At 66.2% G+C, this 19,370-nt stretch carries 14 protein-coding genes; 4 read left to right on the plus strand and 10 right to left on the minus strand.

Annotated elements, in window-relative coordinates; translation table 11 throughout:
• Positions 1 to 244 precede the first annotated feature (244 nt).
• The 3 genes from NUG20_RS21735 (at position 245) to NUG20_RS21745 (ending at position 6,725) form a co-directional block, all read left to right on the plus strand.
• Positions 245 to 4,963 (plus strand): RHS repeat-associated core domain-containing protein, encoded by a 4,719-nt coding sequence (locus NUG20_RS21735; RefSeq protein ID WP_263396427.1) that lies wholly within the window; start codon positions 245 to 247, stop codon positions 4,961 to 4,963.
• On the plus strand, positions 4,960 to 5,403 hold the full coding sequence (locus NUG20_RS21740; RefSeq protein ID WP_263396428.1) for a hypothetical protein: 444 nt from the start codon (positions 4,960 to 4,962) through the stop codon (positions 5,401 to 5,403). Before NUG20_RS21735 ends, NUG20_RS21740 begins: the two co-directional genes overlap by 4 nt.
• 308 nt (positions 5,404 to 5,711) lie before the next feature.
• The gene (locus NUG20_RS21745) at positions 5,712 to 6,725 is read left to right on the plus strand and encodes a cytoplasmic protein (RefSeq protein WP_263396429.1); all 1,014 of its coding nucleotides are present in this window, start codon (positions 5,712 to 5,714) and stop codon (positions 6,723 to 6,725) included.
• Positions 6,726 to 7,004: 279 nt separating this feature from the next.
• Here NUG20_RS21745 and NUG20_RS21750 read toward each other — a convergent pair whose 3' ends face one another.
• Both NUG20_RS21750 and NUG20_RS21755 read right to left on the minus strand, forming a co-directional pair.
• On the minus strand, positions 7,005 to 7,400 hold the full coding sequence (locus NUG20_RS21750) for an EF-hand domain-containing protein (RefSeq protein WP_263396430.1): 396 nt from the start codon (positions 7,398 to 7,400) through the stop codon (positions 7,005 to 7,007).
• Complete coding sequence (locus NUG20_RS21755; RefSeq protein ID WP_263396431.1) at positions 7,397 to 8,593, minus strand: DesA family fatty acid desaturase; 1,197 nt, start codon at positions 8,591 to 8,593, stop codon at positions 7,397 to 7,399. The genes NUG20_RS21750 and NUG20_RS21755 overlap by 4 nt, the downstream gene beginning before the upstream one ends.
• A gap of 140 nt (positions 8,594 to 8,733) precedes the next feature.
• Here NUG20_RS21755 and NUG20_RS21760 point away from each other — a divergent pair, with 140 nt between their 5' ends.
• Positions 8,734 to 9,576, plus strand: coding sequence for an ABC transporter ATP-binding protein (locus NUG20_RS21760; RefSeq protein ID WP_263396432.1), 843 nt, complete (start codon positions 8,734 to 8,736; stop codon positions 9,574 to 9,576).
• Positions 9,577 to 9,950: 374 nt separating this feature from the next.
• Here NUG20_RS21760 and NUG20_RS21765 read toward each other — a convergent pair whose 3' ends face one another.
• From NUG20_RS21765 to NUG20_RS21800, 8 genes are all read right to left on the minus strand, one after another.
• The gene (locus NUG20_RS21765; protein ID WP_263396433.1) at positions 9,951 to 11,585 is read right to left on the minus strand and encodes an MFS transporter; all 1,635 of its coding nucleotides are present in this window, start codon (positions 11,583 to 11,585) and stop codon (positions 9,951 to 9,953) included.
• Entirely contained in the window at positions 11,578 to 11,997 is a 420-nt protein-coding gene (locus tag NUG20_RS21770; protein WP_263396434.1) for a DoxX family protein, read from the minus strand. The genes NUG20_RS21765 and NUG20_RS21770 overlap by 8 nt, the downstream gene beginning before the upstream one ends.
• 132 nt (positions 11,998 to 12,129) lie before the next feature.
• The gene (locus NUG20_RS21775) at positions 12,130 to 14,022 is read right to left on the minus strand and encodes an amidohydrolase (RefSeq protein ID WP_263396435.1); all 1,893 of its coding nucleotides are present in this window, start codon (positions 14,020 to 14,022) and stop codon (positions 12,130 to 12,132) included.
• The gene (locus NUG20_RS21780) at positions 14,015 to 14,296 is read right to left on the minus strand and encodes a DUF1427 family protein (protein WP_263396436.1); all 282 of its coding nucleotides are present in this window, start codon (positions 14,294 to 14,296) and stop codon (positions 14,015 to 14,017) included. Before NUG20_RS21780 ends, NUG20_RS21775 begins: the two co-directional genes overlap by 8 nt.
• A gap of 13 nt (positions 14,297 to 14,309) precedes the next feature.
• Positions 14,310 to 14,963 carry a hydrolase gene (locus NUG20_RS21785; RefSeq protein WP_263396437.1) on the minus strand — a complete coding sequence of 218 codons (654 nt, stop codon included), beginning with the start codon at positions 14,961 to 14,963 and terminating at the stop codon, positions 14,310 to 14,312.
• A gap of 106 nt (positions 14,964 to 15,069) precedes the next feature.
• Entirely contained in the window at positions 15,070 to 16,494 is a 1,425-nt protein-coding gene (locus NUG20_RS21790) for an alginate export family protein (protein ID WP_263396438.1), read from the minus strand.
• A gap of 8 nt (positions 16,495 to 16,502) precedes the next feature.
• The gene (locus tag NUG20_RS21795) at positions 16,503 to 17,432 is read right to left on the minus strand and encodes a VOC family protein (RefSeq protein ID WP_263396439.1); all 930 of its coding nucleotides are present in this window, start codon (positions 17,430 to 17,432) and stop codon (positions 16,503 to 16,505) included.
• Between the two features lie 492 nt (positions 17,433 to 17,924).
• Complete coding sequence (locus NUG20_RS21800) at positions 17,925 to 19,343, minus strand: DUF4832 domain-containing protein (RefSeq protein WP_263396440.1); 1,419 nt, start codon at positions 19,341 to 19,343, stop codon at positions 17,925 to 17,927.
• Positions 19,344 to 19,370 lie beyond the last annotated feature (27 nt).

The following is a 19,370-nucleotide window of genomic DNA, read 5'->3' on the forward strand; positions in this document are numbered from 1 at the left end:
GACAAGGATTGTCGTATGCGAAACGTGTGTCTCCCGTTTTTTGCGCTGCCTCTCTTAAGGATGAGTTGGTCTTGTTCTGTTAAGGGCAGGCCGAATCGTGATTTCTATCCACATCCTGATCGGCTTGTGCCCTGCCGCCTGCGCCTACGCGGGCAGCAGGTGCTGGGAGCAGATCGATCGCACCGATTAGTCCCGACGGGCATCCAGACGGACGCTGCCATCGGCAGCGTTTGATTCCATTGGATTGATTGATTTCTTGCAAGGACTCGCAATGATCACGTCGCATCGTAACCAAAAAGAGATCGGTACCAAGCGCTTCGCGCTTTTGATGGCGATGCTCTGCCTTTTCTTGGTTTCCCCGCTCGTCTCTGCTCAAGAAAAGAAACAGCAATTTCTTGTGCGCGATGCGGAAGGAACGTCCCACGGCGTTTACGACACCCAAGCGCAGGCAGAGGCCGCGATCAAGGCGATTCCTGGACCGCAGAACATGGAGGATGCTTATCAGTACGTCGACACTATCAAGGATCAGATAGTCCGTGAAGACGGAAAGATATTGATCACCTACTGGATGGGGCGCACCGAAGCCAAGGATGAGGAGTGGACGTATAGTGCGTGGGGGCTTGCTAGATACCCGACGGAAGAGCAGGCCGTTGTTGCTCTTATCCAAGACATCAACACATCAAGTCCCAGCTGTGGTTCGGCGTCGGTCGCTCCGGCAGGAGCGTGGACAGCGTTGAGTGGCCCGTATCCAGAGTACGACATAGGTATCGAAGGTCAGAGCAGGCAATATAGCGTTCAGACTTTTTATGATGACTGCAGCGACACCGAAGAATACATCACATTCATGGACCGCACGCGACGTTCAGAGTGTCCTAAGCCCTACGCGGCATGGCACATCAGCGACCAAGCCTGCACGAACAAGGAGATCATCGCGACGATCGAAGTGTCTGCGCTGCAGTGCGAAGGAGGCAAAGATGGCGGTAATTCAGGCATGCGTGGCAACCCCTGCGACGTCAAGACCGGCGAGAAATTCCAGGCCGAGCAGGATTTCGATCTGGGCTGGGTCGCCCTGACGCGTTACTACCATTCGGGCATTGCACTGAACACTGGAGGGTTCGGGCCAGGCTGGACCTTCTCGCACAGCCTGCATCTGACGATCCAAGGCGATGCGCTGGGCCTGGTGGAGGGCAGCGGTTACGCCGTGCCGTTCCGCAAAGTGGGCTCGGACTATCGCGCGGCCAATGCCTCCGGCGAGCGCATCATCGCCAATGGCGATCAATGGGTGCTGTATCGCCAGGACGCCGTCTACACCTTCGACGCCCAGGGCAAGCTGACCTCGCGTACGGCGGAGGACGGTAGCGGGCTAGTGTACGGCTACAATGCGCGCGGCCGCTTGCAGAGCATCACCTCGCTGCAGGGCCGCTCCATCGAACTGGTGTACGCCGACGACAGCGACGACGCGCTGATCGCCGGCGTCGTCTCTGGCGGCGTACAGCTCGCCAGCTACGGCTACGATCAACAGCGCTTGGTCACCGTGACCTATGCCGATGGCAATGGCCGGACCTATCACTACGAGGACACGCGCTTTTCCCGGCACCTGACCGGCGTCACCACGGAAGACGGCCAGCGGTTCAGCACCTTCGCCTACGACGAGGCCGGCCGCGCAATCTCCAGCCAGCACGCCGGCGGCATCGACGGCGTCACCCTCACGTATTCGTCTACCGGCACCACCGTCACCGACGCGCTGGGCGACACGGCCGATTACACGATGACCAATGCCGGTGGCGCATCGCCGAAGGTCGGCGCCGTAGCCAGGAACGACGGCACGCTGCAGTACAGCTACAACGACCAGGCCAGCGACTTCCGCCGACGGCTGAGCAGCGTGATCGATCGGCGTGGAGTTGAGACCGGGCACAGCTACGTCGAGGCCACCGAGAATGGCGTTGAGGTGAACATCCACACCGTCCGCGATGCCATCGGGCAACCGCAGGAGCGCACGACGACGACGCGTACCGCCGCCGCCAGCAATCGCGTGCTGTCGGTGCAGAGCGGCGGGCGTACCCTTTTCTACACCTATAACGACCGACTGCAACCGGTGCAGGTGTCGACCAGCGGCACGACCTCCAACGAACAGCGCACGCTGACGTACAGCTACTGCGAAGCGTCCGACGTGGCCGCGACCGACAGCGCCTGTCCGATCCTGGGCCTGCTCAAGGCAGTCGATGGCGCCCGCACCGACGTCGACGACACCACCCGCTACACCTACTACCCCAGCGACGACAGCACCTGCGCCACGGCACCGGCCACCTGTGCGCACCACAAGGGTGACCTGTGGAAGATCAGCAATGCCCTTGGTCGGACCACCGAGTACTTGGCCTATGACGGCGCTGGTCGCGTGCTGTCGGTGAAGGACGCCAATGGCCTCGTCACCGACTACACCTACCACCCACGGGGCTGGCTCACCGCCAGCAAGGTGCGCGGTAGCGACGACAGCAGCGAGAGCGACGACCACATCACCCTGATCGACTACTGGCCGACCGGGCTGGTCAAGCAGGTGACCCAGCCCGATGGTGCGTTTACCCATTTCACCTACGACACGGCGCAGCGTCTGACCGATATCGTCGACAATGTCGGCAACACCCTCCACTACACCACCGACCTCGCCGGCAATCGGGTCAAGGAAGACACCAAGGACGCATCGGGCACACTCAAGCGCACGCTGTCGCGGATCTACAACCAGCTCGGCCAACTGGCCACGCAGGCCACCGCCAGCGGTGACCCCACCGACTTCGGCTACGACGCCAACGGCAACACCAAGACGGTGACCGATGCGCTCGGACACACGACCCAGAACGACTACGACCCACTCAACCGCCTGGCCCGCACGCTGCAGGACGTGGGCGGTATCGCGGCCGAGACCAAGTTAAGCTACGACGCGCTCGACAACCTGACCAAGGTCACCGATCCAAAGGGCCTGGACACCACCTATGTCTACAACGGCCTTGGCGACCTGACCACGCTGACCAGCCCGGATACCGGCACGACGACCTACACCTATGACAGCGCCGGCAACCGTGCCAGCCAGACCGATGCGCGCAACGTCACCACCACTTACAGCTACGACTCCCTGAACCGGCTGATCCAAGTCGCCTATCCGACCAGCAGCCTCAACGTCACCTATACCTACGATGTAAACCAGGCCGTGTGCGTCAGCGGCGAGACCTACGCGGTCGGCCGCCTGACCCGCATGCAGGACGGCAGCGGCACCACCGACTACTGCTACGACCGCTTCGGCGACCTGGTCCGCAAGGTGCAGACCACCAACGGCAAGGTGTTCGTACTACGCTACGCCTACACCAAGGCCGGCCAGCTGAGCCGCCTGACCTATCCCGACGGCGCAGCGGTGGACTATGTGCGCAACGCCCAGGGCCAGACCACCGAGGTGGGTGTGACTCCGGCCGGCGGCACCCGGCAGGTGCTGCTAGGCAACGCCACCTACTACCCGTTCGGCCCGGTCGCGAGCTGGTCCTACGGCAACGGCCGTCCGATGCAGCGCGTGCTGGACCAGGACTACCGTCCGTTGGCGGTCAGCGACACGCGCAGCGACGGCCTGAGCACCGGCTTCGCCTTCGACCCGGCCGGCAACCTCAGCGCTCTGACCACAGCGGGCAACACCGCGCCGGTGGTCAGCCTGGACTACGACGCCCTGGGCCGATTGACCGCGTTCAAGGACGGCCCGACCGGCACGGTGATCGACGGCTACAGCTACGACGCCACCGGCAACCGGCTCAGCGCCAAGGTCAACACCACGACGCAGAGCTACACGTACCCGAGCACCAATCATCGCCTGAGCGCGGTGGCCGGCACCGCGCGTACCTACGACGCGATCGGCAACACGCTCTCCATCGGCGGCACCGCACAGGAATTCGTCTACGCCACCAACGGCCGCATGGGTCAGGCCAAGCGTGCGGGCGCGGTGGTGATGAACTACCAATACAACGGGCGCGGCGAGCAGGTCCGCAAGTTCCTGGGCACGGCCGGTACTTACACGCTGTACGACGAAACCGGGCACTGGCTGGGCGACTACGACTCCACTGGCCAAGCACTGCAACAAGCGATCTGGCTGGACGACCTGCCGGTCGGCGTGCTGGCGAGCAATGGTCTGCACTATGTGCAACCAGATCACCTGGGCACTCCGCGTGCAGTGATCGATCCGGTCCGCGACGTCGCGATCTGGAAATGGGACTTGAAGGGCGAAGCTTTCGGTAACACTCCGCCGAATCAGGACCCGGACAGCGACGGCACGGCCTTTGTGTTCGACATGCGCTTCCCTGGCCAACGCTACGATGCGGCGACAGGGTTCAATCAGAACTACTTCCGGGACTACAATCCTGGGACTGGGCGGTATGAGCAGAGCGATCCGATTGGATTAATTGGAGGCCTGAATACCTATTCGTATGCTGCTGGAGCGCCCACTAGCAAAGTCGACCTATTAGGATTGGAGTCGATTGGATCGTTTAATAATGGCGGACATAAAGCTTGGTGGGAACGCGGCACAAATATTCGCGGCCCCGATTTTGTTAAGGTTTCAATTGGTTACGGGGTAGGTTCTCTTTCTTTCGCAAGAGGCAGAAATGGAAAGGTATATATGAGCAAAGGGATAGCTAAAATATACCCACACCCCATCTCTGCAGGTGTCACCGCCAGCATTGGCTGGGTTAATCAGTGTGACGCGCCTCCGAGTAGTGGAATGCTTGACAATCTATTCACTGGCCCTGGCATGGCGACTTTTGGAGCATATGCACCGGTGGGAGGAGCCTATAGCTATTCACCAGGTGCGGGATCAACTACAGAACTTGGCATCGGCACCGGTGTCTCTGCCACTAAAGGTAAAGGGACAGGTGGAATAGGAGGGGAAATTGGCGAAATTATAAGTGATGATGGCTGGGGATGGGTCTGGTGAAAATCATAAAGAGCGGGTTCTTTTTAATTATCTTTTTTTGTGTTGGGTACGGTCTATATGCTTCATATCAGCGCTCTAAAAGTTATGATCCTTCAGGAAAACCAAATGTTCGCCACTTGCAGGAAGAAATTGAACCTTTTGCAGCAGAATTTGGGGGGAGGCCTATCAAAACATTTGACAGGACGAGCGTCGCAGGAGCGTTATCCCAAAACATTTCCATCAGCAATCCAGATTTGATACCCATAGAAAATTTTAGGGCGACGGCTTCTCGGCTTGGCTGGCTCGAATTATCATCAACAAAATCACCGTATTCCTCAACCTATAGATTTTGCAAAAGGCGCCTTATGCTGTCGCTTGAGCACGTTAGCAAATCCTATTGGAATTACGGAGTTTCATGGGTATCTGATGGGAAAAGTGAACGTTACTGCAAACAAAATTGATATTATATCTTCTTGAGTACGTACCTAGTCGCCCCTGAAGAACCCCGCAGAGCCTGATAGAACAAACATTGGAAGCGCCATGAGGAGAAAATGGGCCAGAGGGAATATCTGTTTGAAGTGAATATTTCCTCTAGCCCTTTGATCGTCCACACGCCGCCCCATTCCCACCCGACGCCTGCGCGGCTGCGTGGATCGCGGGCGCTGGGTGGAGACACGCCAGTGCGCGCGGAGCAAGCCTGCAGCAGCATCGCATTGGAACCTCCATATCCGTTAAGGAAGCACGATTTTTTTGAAGGAGAGTTGGGGCAATGAGCTGGACAAAGCATCGCGTGTTGTCTGCGTTTCTATTTGTCGCCACTTCGATGCTTTCCATGCTGGCATCGAGCGAAGAGATACAGGAACGTACATCAATTCTCGATAGCATGAAGGAGGCGCTCAAGAAGGGCGACTTCGCAACGCTCGAGCGGCAAGCCACTCTGTTCCGAACGGAGCAGACCCGTACCTCCAGCGGCGTCTGGAAATTAAGCGTGCTCCATGGCGGCGTCAATCGCTATTTCCTCATAGGTACGTACGACGAGGCGACTTGGACGGAAAAGGAACAGACAGCCAAACGCTGGATCGAGGCATATCCGAAGTCTCCGACCGCGCGGTTGGCATACGCGGAGTGGCTGTCCAGACGCGCCTGGAGCCATCGTGGCGGGGGCTATGCGGATACGGTTCGACCGGAAGACTGGGCGCCGTTCAGAGCCGGAATCGAGGCGACCAGACGCTATCTGGAGGACAACAAGAAGATCGCCTCGTCGGATCCGGAGTGGTACGTCAAGATGGAATCCGTCGCCAAGGCGCAGCAGTGGGACGATGCCCGTTTCCAGGCCTTGATCGATGAAGCGATGGCGCGGTATCCCGAGTATTACGAGATCTATTTTCACGCGATCGACTTCTATTCGCCAAAATGGGGAGGCAGTGCGGCCGACATCGAACGATTCACCAGGATGGCGATGGAGCGCACTCGTGCACGGGAAGGTAAAGGGCTGTACGCACGCGTCTATTGGTACGCCTCGCAATCGGTCTACGACGAACGACTGTTCAGCGAGTCGCTTGCACGCTGGTCGACCATGCGCGCAGGCATCGACGATGTTCTGAAGACCTATCCGGACGAATGGAATCTGCAGAACTTCGCCCGCTTCGCCTGCCTCGCCCACGATCGCGAAAAGGCCTTGGAACTGATCGGACGCGTGCGCGGGCCCACCTACACCATGGTCTGGGAGAACGAAGAGAATTTTCAGCGTTGTAAAATATGGGCGACGCAAGCCGTCATCTAGACACTGGAGTTGAACGTGGGCAATTTGCCAGCGGTGCATTGGCAGAACCGCAGAACGAGACGGCGATGCAGCGATCCTCACACCACAAACTGGCCGCGGTGTATTGCGTTCTGGCCTTGGTGATGGTCGGTATCCAGAGTGATGGGGTTGCCGTTTGTTTTCTTGCTGTAGCGCTGCTTCACCTTTCCAGGGGCTCCAAGTCAACCAGATGACGGAACCTCAAACCAAGCCTGACGCTGGAATGTAACTAGGAGTGGCACGGCGTCCAATCGCCCAATCTCACTGCGGCGGCGCCGCCAACTCCTTGGCATTAAGATAACCGTCTCCATTGCCGTCCTGCTTGCGAAAGCGCGCAGTCAACGTGGCCTGGTGCTGCGCGCGGGTGATCGCCTTGCCGCGGCCACTGGGGAGTTCGGCGGGGCTGAGCACGCCGTCGTGATCGAGGTCGCGGGCGTCGAAGGCGTAGCTCATCCAGGCCAGGTATTCGTCCAGGCTCACGCGGCCGTCGCTGTCGCGGTCCATGCGCTGCAGGTAGCTGCCGGTGCTGTCGACGGCTTGGGCGCCAGCGCCGCTCGGCGCGCCAAGCAGCGCGGCCAGCAGGAGCAGCGGCGCCATGAACGACGAACGCCGCACAAGGCGGCGTTCGGGTAAAGACGGCAGGACGCCGCGGCTCATGCCAGGGCGTAGCCCTTCAGCCGCGCCGCATAGGCCTGCAGGGCGGCGATGCCGCTGGCTTCGGCGTCGTGGCACCAGGCCTGCAGTTGCTTCAGGCGCTCGCTGGCGTCGTGGCTGCGCGCTTCCAGCAGGGCGGCCAGGCGGGCGCGGTGCTCGACCAGGGTGCGCATGCGCGGGCGTTGCGCGACCCAGTGCTGCAGCTGTTCGCGGGCGTCGGGCTTGAGCCAGCGGCCGTCGTCGACCAGGCCCTTGCGCAGGCGCCGCGGCAGCAGCTGGCGCAGCTTGGCGCCGGCCTGCGCGGCCTCTTCCTTCAGCGCCGGGGTGAATACGTTGCGCTGGTAGTCGGTCATCGCCTGGAAGCGATGCGAGAGCAGCGCGCGCAGGGTGTCGGCATCGGGCACGGCGATGTTCGGGCGCACGTCCAGGGTCGGCGCCACGCGCAGCACCTTGGCCAGGCGCAGCGCGGCCAGACCGCGGATCGCAACCCAGCCGATGTCCAGTTCCCAGCGCCGCATCGAGAAGCGCGCCGAGCTGGGGAAGGCGTGGTGGTTGTTGTGCAGCTCTTCGCCGCCGATCCACAGCGCCCACGGGGTCAGGTTGGTCGAGGTGTCGGCCGACTCGAAGTTGCGGTAGCCCCACCAGTGGCCAAGGCCGTTGACCACGCCGGCGGCCCAGAACGGGATCCAGGCCATCTGCAACGCCCACAGGGCGATGCCGGGCAGGCCGAACAGCAGGAAATTCACCGCCAGCAATGCGATCGGCCCCCAGTTCGCGTGCGGGGTGTACAGGCGCCGCTCGATCCAGTCGTCCGGGGCGCCCTTGCCGTACTGTTCGATGTCGCCGCGCATGGCGCGGGCTTCGCGGTACAGCTCCACGCCGCGCCAGAACACGCGGCCGATGCCCTTGGTCTGCGGGCTGTGCGGGTCGTCCTCGGTCTCGACCTTGGCGTGGTGCTTGCGATGGATCGCCACCCACTCCTTGGTGATCATGGAGGTGGTGAACCAGGTCCAGAAGCGGAAGAAGTGCGACAGCAGCGGATGGAAGTCGACACCGCGGTGCGCCTGGCTGCGATGCAGGTACAAGGTCACAGCGAAAATGGTCAGCTGGGTGAACACCAGCAGCACCGCCAGCATGCCCCACCAGCCAACGTCGAGCAGGCCGGTGCTGAGGAAGTCGAAGGTCGCGTCGAACATTGCCAGAACTCCAGGCCGTGAAGGCATGCCGCCAAGTTGAGTAGAAGACATGATGGGGGCAGTGGCGGCAAACTTCACCCATCGCCCGCGTATGGTGTTCAGTCACTGCGCGCTCTTGATCACAAAACGGTTTCACTTCCATGTCCGTCGCCGTTCCCGATGCAACTCCCATGCCGGCCGCCGCGCCACTGATCGAACTGGACCGCGCCAGCGTGGTGCGCGGCCAGGTGCGCGTGCTGCACGAGCTGAGCCTGCGCATCGCGCTCGGCCAGCACACCGCGATCCTCGGCCCGAACGGCTGCGGCAAATCTTCGTTCATCAAGCTGATCACGCGCGAGCTGTATCCGCTGGCACGCGCCGGCGAAGACGCGCCGGTACGGGTGCTGGGGCACAGCCGCTGGCAGGTGGACCGGCTGCGCAGCCAGTTGGGCATTGTCACCGGCGATCTCAGCGTCAATCTCGCCGACATGCCGGGGCTGGACGTGGAAAGCGCGGTGCTGTCCGGCTTCTTCGCCAGCTACGTGGTGCCGCCGCATCGCGACGTGACCGAGGCGATGCGCGAGCGGGCGCGCGAAGCCCTGCACCTGGCGCATGCCTTGCCGCTGCTGCAACGACCCTATGCGGAGCTGTCGGCCGGCGAGACCCGGCGCGTGCTGATCGCGCGGGCGCTGGTCAACCGGCCGCAGGCGCTGCTGCTGGACGAACCCAGTACCGGGCTGGACCTGATCGCGCGCCAGCACCTGCTCGCGACGATGCGCGACCTGGCCCGCCAGGGCATCACCCTGGTGCTGGTGACCCACCACATCGAGGAGATCGTGCCGGAGATCGAGCGGGTGATCCTGCTGCGCGGCGGCCATGTGTACGCCGACGGCAGGCGCGAGGAACTGCTGGCCGACGCACCGCTGTCGGCGGTGTTCGGCGGGCCGGTGCGGGTGCGCCGCGACGGCGCGACCTACAGCGCGAGTGCGGCCGAGGTGGAGTAGGCGGCGGCGCGGGGTTCTTGTCTGCACATTGCCGTCGACGCTGGTCTTTCATGGCCGGCGGTGTATGAGTTGGGCATGCCGTCGAGACGTCGGTGCCGATGCGTTCGCTCGACCTGGCGTGCCTGTGGCTTCGCTCGTCGCGACTGAAGTCGCTCCTACAAGGGCGCGATGGCGTCGCTGCATCGGCTGACGCCGGAAAAGGCTGGATCAGCTGGCCTGTCTCCGCATCCGGTTGTATCGCGGACAACGCACCTGTGGGAGGGACTTCAGTCGCGACGCGCGGTCCCGACACGCCGTCGCACTGAAGTCCTCCCGACACCACCACTTCCGCTCCTTCCACTTCGCCAACCGCAGAACCCTGCGCTGAAAACGCGCTAGCCGCCACGCCCATCGGCAACCGGCGGTTGCGCCTGATGCAGGTCCAGCGCCAGGAAATGGTGCACCGCCGGCCGCTCGGGGCCGACGTGGTAGCGCAGCGCGCTCTGCTGCAGGTCGGCGTCGGCGTGCGACACGCGCTGGTGCTGGCGCAGGTGTTCGGCCCAGGATTCGACCAGGAACCACTCCATCACCCGCTCCGGCTCTGCGCTGTGTTCGGTGATGCCCCAGGCGTAGGCGCCGTCGCGGCGGCGCTCGCGCGACAGTTCGCGCAAGGCGTGCAGGAACGCCGGACGGTCGGCGACGCGGACGCGGTATTCGATCTGCACCATGACCGGGCCGCGGTCGTGCGCCACCGGTGCGTTGAGCAGCGGCTCGGGCCAGTGGTTGGACGGTTGCAGGTCGGCCTCGCCCTTGGGCAGGCGCAGGCGATGGAACGCCAGCGCGACCAGCAGCAGCGCGCCGGCGCCGATCAGCAGCGTCGTGGCGATGCCGAGCTGCGCGGCGATCAGGCCCCAGCCCAGGCTGCCGCCGGCCATCGCGCCGTTGAACACGGTCAGGTACACCGCCAGGCCGCGGCCACGCACCCAGTTCGGCAGCACCGCCTGGGCCACGCCGTTGAGCGTGGTCAGCGCCACGATCCAGCCGACGCCGAGCACCAGCAGCAACAGCACCGCAACCGTCTGCGACGGGGTCGTGGCCAGCGCCGCCATCACCGCCGCGGTCAGCACCGCGGCCAGCAGCACCAGGCCATCGGCATCCAGGCGCTTGCGCAGGTGCGGCAGCACGATCGCGCCGAGGATCGCGCCCACCCCGACCGCGCCGAGCAGCACGCCGTAGAAGCCGGCGCTGCCGCCGAGCATGCGCCGTGCCACCAGCGGCAACAGCGCCCACACCGAGCTGGCGAACACGAAGAACACCGCCGCGCGCAGCAGCACCACGTGCAGTTCGCGGCTGGCGCGGGCGTAGCGCAAGCCGGCGCGGAAGGCGCCGAAGAACTGCTCGGACAGCCCGCTGTCCGCCGCCTTGGCGCGCGGCCACCACAGCAGCGCGGCGACCACGAACACGTAGCTGAGCACGTCGCTGGCATAGGCGGCGACCGCGCCCAGGCTGGCAAGCAGCAGGCCGCCGCCGGCCGGGCCCAGCGCGCGCGCGATGTTGATGCCCAGCGAATTCAGCGCCACCGCGTTCTTCAGGTCCGCGCGCGGCACCAGTTCCGGCACGATCGCCTGCCAGGTCGGGCCCATCAGCGCGCTGCCGATGCCGCCGACGAAGGTCAGCGCGACCAGGTATTCGACGGTGAGCGCGCCGGTCTTGGACAACAGCAGCAGGCTGGCGCTGACGCAGGCCAGCAGCACCTGCACGCAGATCAGGAAGCGGCGCCGGTCGAGGATGTCCGACAGCACCCCGGCCGGGATCGCCAGCAGGAACACAGGCAGCGTCGCCGCGGTCTGCATCAGCGCCACCGCGGCGGGGTTGTTGGACAGGTCGGTGACCAGCCAGGAACTGGCGACGTCGCGCATGAAGCTGCCGACGTTGCCGAGCACGGTGGCCGCCCACAGCACCGCGAACACGCGATGCCGCAGCGGGGCGAAGCTGCCGGTCGCCGGCACGGGCGCGGTGGACTCAGCCATGCGCACGCTCGCGCAGGTCGTGCCAGGCCACCAGCACGAAGCCGCCGACCAGGCCCAGGTGCTCGTAGAACGCGTTCATCGCCGCGAAGCGTTGCATGCCGCTCATCTCCCAATAGCGGTTGGCCACGCACGCAGCCACCAGGGTGAACCCGGCCAGCGCCAGCGCGCCCAGCCAACGATACGCGCCGCTGAGGATCAGCAGCGACGCGCCCAGTTCCAGCACGATCACCGCCGCCGCCAGCGGCGCGGCCGGCGCCATGCCGAAATGCACCATCTCCGCGACCGCGCCGTCGAAGGCGAAGGCCTTGACCAGCCCGCCCTGCAGATAGGCCGCGCACAGCCCCAGCAGCGCCAGCCAGCGCAGCCACGCAGGGGTCAGGCGCGTGCTCACCGCAGCGGTCGCCTCATGCATGGCGCACGCTCCGACCGCCGCGACCAGCGCGATATAGCTCTCCTCGCGGAGTGCTGGCGACCGCGCCCGTGACGCGCACGGCACACGGCACGCTCCATGCGCCAGCCTGGATGCCGACCGCGTGTGCCGCGCTCATACCGCCCAGCACGCGCAACCCAGCGCGCCCCAGAAGCTCTTCAGGTCGGCGATGGGCAGCTGGCTGCTCCACGCGGTGGCGTGCTGGTGCCCATGGATGGTGCAGTCGTGGGCGCAGCCGCAACTGGCCGCGGCCTGCTGCAGCGTCGCCGCCGCCGGCGCGTCGCCCCAGGCGCCGTAGCCGCGGAAGCTGCGCGCCGGCGACCAGTCCGGCATGGCCGGCGGCGGCGGCGCTTCGTCGTGGTCGGCGAACGCGCCGCTGGCCCACACCACCTTGCCACCGACCAAGGTCAGCAAGGCGGTGGTGTCGGCGATATCGCTTTCCGCGCAGCCGAAGAAATCGCGGTCCGGCACCACCAGGTCGGCGAACTGGCCGGCCTGGATGCGGCCCTTCTTGCCTTCCTCGTTGCTGAACCAGGTGACGTGCTCGGTCCACATGCGCAAGGCGGTTTCGCGATCGACGCAGTTGCGTTGCGGATACAGGCGCAGGCCGCCGACGGTACGTCCGGTGACCAGCCACGCCAGCGATACCCACGGGTTGTACGAGGCGACGCGGGTGGCGTCGGTGCCGGCCGAGACCTTGACCCCTTTCTCCAGCATGCGCTTGACCGGCGGCGTGGCCTGCGCCGCGCCCATGCCGTAGCGCTCGACGAAGTACTCGCCCTGGTAGGCCATGCGGTGCTGCACCGCGATGCCGCCGCCGAGCGCGGCAATGCGGTCGATGGATTTTTCGGAGATGGTTTCGGCATGGTCGAAGAACCAGTGCAGTCCCTGCAGCGGGATCTCCCGGTCCACGCGCTCGAACGCATCCAGCGCGCGGCTGATGGTCTCGTCGTAGGTCGCGTGCAGGCGCCACGGCCAGCGGTTCTGCGCCAGGATCCGCACCACGTCTTCCAGTTCGGTCTCCATCTGCGGCGGCATGTCCGGCCGCGGCTGGCGGAAGTCCTCGAAGTCGGCGGCGGAGAACACCAGCATCTCGCCGGCGCCGTTGTGGCGGAAGTAGTCGTCGCCCTGCTGGTAGCGCGAGTTGGCGGTCCAGTTGAGGAAGTCTTCCTTCTCCTGCTGCGGCTTCTGGGTGAACAGGTTGTAGGCCAGGCGGATGGTCAGCTGGCCGGCGTCGGCCAGTTCCTGGATCACCTTGTAGTCGTCCGGATAGTTCTGGAAACCGCCGCCGGCATCGATCGCGCCGGTGACGCCGAGCCGGTTCAGTTCGCGCATGAACTGGCGGGTCGAGTTCACCTGGTATTCGTAGGGCAGCTTCGGCCCCTTGGCCAGGGTCGCGTACAGGATCGAGGCGTTCGGCTTGGCCAGCAGCAGCCCGCTCGGATTGCCCTCGGCGTCGCGCACGATCTCCCCGCCCGGCGGCGCCGGCGTGTCCTTGCCGTAGCCCACCGCGCGCAATGCGGCGCCGTTGAGCAACGCGCGGTCGTACAGGTGCAGCAGGAACACCGGCGTGTCCGGCGCCACCGCGTTGAGTTCGGCGATGGTCGGTAGCCGCTTCTCGGCGAACTGGTGTTCGGTGAAACCGCCGACCACGCGCACCCATTGCGGCGCGGGGGTGATCGCCACCTGCCGGCGCAGCATGTCCATCGCGTCGGCGAGGCTGCGCACGCCGTCCCAGCGCAGTTCCAGGTTGTAGTTGAGGCCGCCGCGGATCAGGTGCAGATGGTTGTCGATCAGGCCCGGCAGCACGCAGCGGCCGTGCAGGTCGATGCGCCGGGTGCGCGCGCCGGCCAGCGCCAGGATCTCCTCGTTGCTGCCGACCTGCAGGAAGCGTCCGTCCTTGATCGCCACCGCCTCGGCGTTGGGACGGGAGCGGTCCAGGGTGGTGAAGCGGCCGCGGTACAGGATCAGGTCCGGCGCGGCGTCGGTGGCATGCGGCTCAGCCATTGTCGTGGTCTCCCGGTGCCGGCTGCGCCGGCGGTTGCGTGCGCTGCGGCAGTTCGCCGAACACGTGCGGCTTGACCTGGTGGTGGAACCACGAGGTCGGGTTGGCGTCGCTGCGCAGCAGCCGCTGCACCAGCGGCGGCAGCTGCTCGCCGAGCAGGATGCCGAGCAGGCCGACCAGCGCGATCACCGGCGGCGCCGGCGAACGCACCTTGAACAGCGCATAGATCACCCCGACCAGCAGGCCCAGGCCCAGCGATACCAGATAGGTCTTCATCGGCGCGCTCCGCTCAGCCTTCGTGGGCGCCGAACATGGTCCGGGCATAGGTGATCCCCAGGCCGTAGGCGCCGCCGTATTTGCGCGCCACGTCGGTGGTGGTCGCATAGGACGCGGTGCGCGCCCAGTCGCGCTGCAGTTCCAGCAGGTATTGCAGTGCGGTCATCGGCCGCCCACCGGCCTGCACGATGCGCTCGATCGCGCGGTTGTGCGCCTCGGCCGACACGTCGCCGCAGGCATCGGCGATCACGTACACCTCGAAGCCCTGGTCCAGCGCCGACAGCGCCGGGCCGACGATGCACACGCTGGTCCACAATCCGGCCAGCACGATCCGCGGTTTGCCGATCTCGTTGACCCGCTGGATCACCGCCGCGTCTTCCCAGGTGTTCATCGAGGTGCGGTCGAGCAGCGCCTGGCCCGGGAACGGCGCCACCACTTCGTCGAACATCGGCCCGGAGAAGCTCTTCTCGGCGACCGTGGTCAGGATCGTCGGCACGCCGAAGCCGGCCGCGGCATTGGCCACCAGCGCGGCATTGGTGCGCAGCGCGCCGGCATCGATCGAATGCGTGGCGAAGGCCATCTGCGACTGGAAGTCGATCATGATCAGGGTGTGGTCGCCCGGCGAGAGCAACGAGGCGCCCGGAAGGGGCAGAGCGGCGAGCGGCATGGCGGGATCCTGGTGCGGGGGAAAGCACGATGCTCGCGTACGGCCGCGGCCGCGTCTTGGAGATTCGTGTCGCACTGCGCGCCAACTGCACGACGCGCGCCGGCGACTACCAGGCCCAGCGCAGCTCGGTCCCGACATAGCTGCTGTCATGCGCGCCGGCCTGGCGCAGCGCGCCGCCGGTCTCGTAGCGCACCGCTTCCAGCGCCGCGGTGAGCTGCGGCGACAAGGCACGCTGCAGTCGCAGTTGGGTGTAGCGGCCGGTCCAGCGCCCGCCCTGGCCGGCGGTGCCGGCCACCGGCAGGTTGGGCTGCAGGTATACCGCGTCGGCGATGGTCTGCCGCCACAGCAGGCCCACCGCGACCGTCGCGGTCAGCGCCGGCGTGGCCCGCCATTGCAGCGACGGCTTCAGGTGCACCAGGTTGCTGTAGCCGGTGTAGCCGGCGAGCGCGAAGTAGTAGCCGTTCGGGAACAGCGGATTGAAGGTGTCCACGCGGCCGTCGCCGGCCCGCGTATCGCCGGAGGCGGCGTCCAGTTGCAGGCCCAGGCGCGGTTGCGTGGGCAACCGTTGCAACGTGTAGCCGGCGCGCGCGCCGAGCGCCCAGGCGCGGATCGCCTGCGGGCCGACGCTACCGCGTTGCGCCATCGTCTCCAGGTCCCAGTCCGTGCCGCCGGCGGTGCCGGCGAAGCGCAGGTCGAACACGTGGCGGCGCTCGCGGCCGCCGCCGTCCAGGTAGTGCACCTGGTCGCGTGCGTACAGCGCGTAGTAGGCGGACAGCTCGTTGTCGCCGAGCACCTTGCGCTCGGCGCGCAGCGTGCCGAAGCGCACGCGGCGGCTGGAGCTGTCGTCGAAGGCGCGCGCGTCGGCGTACTGCACCGGCTGGCTGACGAAGCCGAGCACGCGCCAGCGCGCGGTTTCCCAATCGGCCCATACCGCGTCGAACGACTGGCGTACGTTGGGGCCGTCGCGCGAAGACACGAAGCGCTGCAGGTCGAAGGCGAAATCCTGCCGGCCCACGCGCGCCTTGAAGGTACCGGCGGCGAAGGCGCGCTGGTAGGCGACGAAGGCCAGGCGCAGGTCGAGCCGGTTCTGGTCGGCGCCCGAATGCGCGCGCTTGGCGTAGGCGCGCACGTCCTCGAGCTGCGCGAACGCCTGCCAGCGGCTGCCCAGGCGCAGATCGGCATGCAGTTGCAGGCGCTGCAGCAGGTAGGCGTCGGCGGCGCCGCCGGTGCCCAGGCCGGGCGCATCGTTGGACTCGAACCGCTCGCGCAGGTTGGCGCCCAGCGACAGGTAGTGCTGCGGATCGTCCACGTCCAGCGGCAGGTACTTCAGCCGGTCCAGCGGCGATTGCCGCAGGGCCGGATCGGCCAGCGCCGACCAGTCTTCCTGCCAGCGATTGGTGGCCGGCAGCGGCCGCGTCGCCGGCGCGGATGCCGGCGCCGGTTGCTCCGCGGCGTCGGCCGGCGCCGCGATCGCGGCGCTGCATGCCAGCGCCAGCGACGCGGCCAGGCACGCGCGCGCGACGGCGTGCACGCGCCCGCTCAACGCGTCAGCGGGCTATGGATCTCGGCGACGTAGCCGCCCGGGAATTCCACCACCGCGCTGCGCCGGTCCTGCGCGGCGAACGGCGCCACCAGCACCTGCACGCCGGCGGCCTTGGCCTTGTCCAGAGTCTGTTGCAGGTCCTCGACTTCGTAGCCGGTGGTCTCGCGCCCGTACGGATACGACAAGTGCCCGTCGCTGACCGCCACCGTGGTCTTGCCGAAATCCGACAGCAGGCGAATGCGCCGGTAGTGTTCGCCGGGGCGGCCGATCTCCTGCCCCGGCGCCTGCCGCGTGTCGTCCACGAGCTTGCCGTGGGAAAAGGCGAGGAAGCTGCGCACGAAGGCCTCGGCGCGGTCCGGCGACAGATAGACGCGGTTCTCCGGCAGCGTGCGGAACGCCGCGTACGACGGCGCGGTGGTATGCCAGTACAGCTGCGTGTTGACCCCGCCCGGCCATTGCACCACCGCATCGCGGCCGATCGGATCGGGGAACGGCGCGACCAGCACGTCGGCACCGGCGGCGCGCGCCGCGGCGACCGCCTGGTCCATGTCGCGCACCAGCAGGCCATTGCGCTCGGCGCCGAACGGGTACGGGACCGGCGTGGTGAAACCGAACAGCGACACCGTGCCGACCGGCGTCTGCAGCAACTGCGAGGTGGTGCTGCTCGGGGTCGGCGTCACCGTCGCCACCACCTGGCGCGTGCTGGTGCCGCCGAAGGTGGCCAGGAAGCTGGCGACGAAGCGGTCCACGTCGGCCGGCGCGACATAGACGTGGGTGGTGTCGTATTGCGGGGCGACCGCGACCGGCGGCGCGGCGGCGGCATGCGCGGCTGGCGGTGCGGCCGCCGCGGCGAACACACTCGGCGATTGCGCGCTGAGCGACAGCACGCTGAGCGACAGCAGGGCGGCGGCGATTTTCAGGCGCATGCGGAAACATCCTCGGCTTGCAGCGAAGACCGGCGCCGGCAACGGCGCAGGCAACCGGCACCCGATGCGCCGGCCTCCGCATGTTGCGCGGCGGCACGGTGGACGTCTTGGAAATTCGCGCGGTGTTGCGCTGCCTGCATCGAGATGGCGGCACTACCTCCGATGAAGATGTCTTACAAGGCTCGGTGCGTGCCGACGCTGCGTGGGTCACGTGCCCTGAAATGCAGGCGATGCCAGCCCCGTGCAGCTGCGTTCGCCCGAGGAGGCGACGCATGGCGCTTTGGGCTCGACCGATGTTCCGAGCATTGTGCAGCGCCTTGGGCTTCCATGCCGGCTACGGCGGCAAGCGGGCCCGCCGGTCGATGCGCAGCAGGTACAAGGTGATGGCGCCGGCGGCCGCTTCCCATCCGGGCGAGGACTCCGGATTCATCCCGCCGCGCCGACCCCATGGCGCGCCGCGACCGCAATGTGCGGCCGCGGCGCGCAGTCGGATCAGGGCACCTGCACCTGGCCCAGCGGCAGGCGCCGCTCGCTGTCCTGGCCGTCGTTCTGCGGGGCGATGTGGCGGCGTCCCGGCGCGTCGTCGGCCAGCGCCAGGCGCAGCGCGTAGCTGCCCGACGGCAGCGTGGCCGGGACGGTGAAGCTGGCGCTGCGGCTGAGGGTGGCGCCGGGCATGATCTCGTTGAGCGCGAAACCTGGGACGGTGGCGCGCGCGCGCGTGGTGCCGTCGCTGGCGACCCAGTGCAGTTCCACGTGGTAGCCGTGATACAGCGGGGCCGAACCGTGGTTGGTCATGTCCAGTTGCAGCGTGGCCTGCTGGCCGCGGCTCTGCGTGTCGGGCCAACTGGCCTTGGCGACCGCCAGGCGATAGCCGAGGTCGCGCTTGATGTCCTGCAGCTTGCTCGCGTTGCCGCTGGTCTCGTGCGCACCGGCCGGGCCGAGGAAGCTGAAGTGGTAATCGCGCAACAGCTTGCGGATGTCGGCGGTGCGGTTGATCCAGGTGCTCTTCTGATTGGCGTTGGGGCTCTCGCCGCTGATCGGGCTCACCATCCAGTTCTGGCGCGCGGCGGGCACTTCGTGGGTCAGGCCGTACTCCAGGTTCCACCAGCCGTCGTCGCTGCAACTCGGCAGCGCTGGGCTGAAGGCGCTGCAGCTGGCGGTGAAGGACGGGAAGAAATCCTCGTGGAAGCCGAACAGCGCCGATCCCACATCGGACTGGCGCGCGTAGCGCGTCTGCAGCGGCGTGCGCTGGAACGCGGCGACATAGGCGTCGCGGATCAGGGTCCGGGTCTGCGCGTTCGGCTGCAGGTCTTCGCAGCCGCTGGTATGCCATTCGCCCCAGAAGCCGAGCAGCCCCACCTGGATGGCGGTGATCCGCGGATCGCCGTCGTAGCGCGCGGCCAGCGCCGCCACGAACTGCTGCATCTGCTGACGCGCGTTGGCGTTGTTGTAGTCCAGGCTGCGGATCGGCCCGTCGCCGTCGCAGCTGGCGCGGACCGCGAAGGGGATGGACAGCGGTTGCTGCTCGAGGAACTTGGGGTAGTCGCGCTCGTTCTCGCCACCGCTGTAGTGGGCGTCGATCTGGCTGCCTGCGCTGTCGGGATAGTCGGCGACCGGGCGCAGCACGAAGGTGGCCAACGGATCGTCGTTGAGGATCGGTTGCAGGTAATGCGTTTCGATCGCCTGCCAGTCGAAGACCTGGTCGGACGTCTCGATCATCCGCCACGGCAGGTACACGTGGTAGATGTGCGCGCCATGGAAGTTGTCCACGCCGCCATCGGCGGCGTAGGAACTGCCCCACAGCATGAAACCGCGATGCGGATTGTCGAACTCCTGGGTGGACACCGCCGGGCTCAGCGAGCCGGCCTGCGCGTAGGCGGTGCCGAGCAGGCATGCGACTGCGAGGGACAAGCGTCGGGAAACGGGACGTGACGACAT

The organism is Xanthomonas sp. CFBP 8443 (assembly GCF_025666195.1).
GTDB lineage: Bacteria > Pseudomonadota > Gammaproteobacteria > Xanthomonadales > Xanthomonadaceae > Xanthomonas_A.

What these genes read in the sequence shown, in the direction of transcription:
- NUG20_RS21780 (WP_263396436.1), bottom strand. Translation starts at nt 14,296, where the DNA reads ATGAAGACCTATCTGGTATCGCTGGGCCTGGGCCTGCTGGTCGGGGTG.
- NUG20_RS21770 (WP_263396434.1), bottom strand. Translation starts at nt 11,997, where the DNA reads ATGCATGAGGCGACCGCTGCGGTGAGCACGCGCCTGACCCCTGCGTGG.
- NUG20_RS21775 (WP_263396435.1), bottom strand. Translation starts at nt 14,022, where the DNA reads ATGGCTGAGCCGCATGCCACCGACGCCGCGCCGGACCTGATCCTGTAC.
- NUG20_RS21750 (WP_263396430.1), bottom strand. Translation starts at nt 7,400, where the DNA reads ATGAGCCGCGGCGTCCTGCCGTCTTTACCCGAACGCCGCCTTGTGCGG.
- NUG20_RS21795 (WP_263396439.1), bottom strand. Translation starts at nt 17,432, where the DNA reads ATGCGCCTGAAAATCGCCGCCGCCCTGCTGTCGCTCAGCGTGCTGTCG.
- NUG20_RS21760 (WP_263396432.1), top strand. Translation starts at nt 8,734, where the DNA reads ATGTCCGTCGCCGTTCCCGATGCAACTCCCATGCCGGCCGCCGCGCCA.
- NUG20_RS21755 (WP_263396431.1), bottom strand. Translation starts at nt 8,593, where the DNA reads ATGTTCGACGCGACCTTCGACTTCCTCAGCACCGGCCTGCTCGACGTT.
- NUG20_RS21765 (WP_263396433.1), bottom strand. Translation starts at nt 11,585, where the DNA reads ATGGCTGAGTCCACCGCGCCCGTGCCGGCGACCGGCAGCTTCGCCCCG.
- NUG20_RS21745 (WP_263396429.1), top strand. Translation starts at nt 5,712, where the DNA reads ATGAGCTGGACAAAGCATCGCGTGTTGTCTGCGTTTCTATTTGTCGCC.
- NUG20_RS21785 (WP_263396437.1), bottom strand. Translation starts at nt 14,963, where the DNA reads ATGCCGCTCGCCGCTCTGCCCCTTCCGGGCGCCTCGTTGCTCTCGCCG.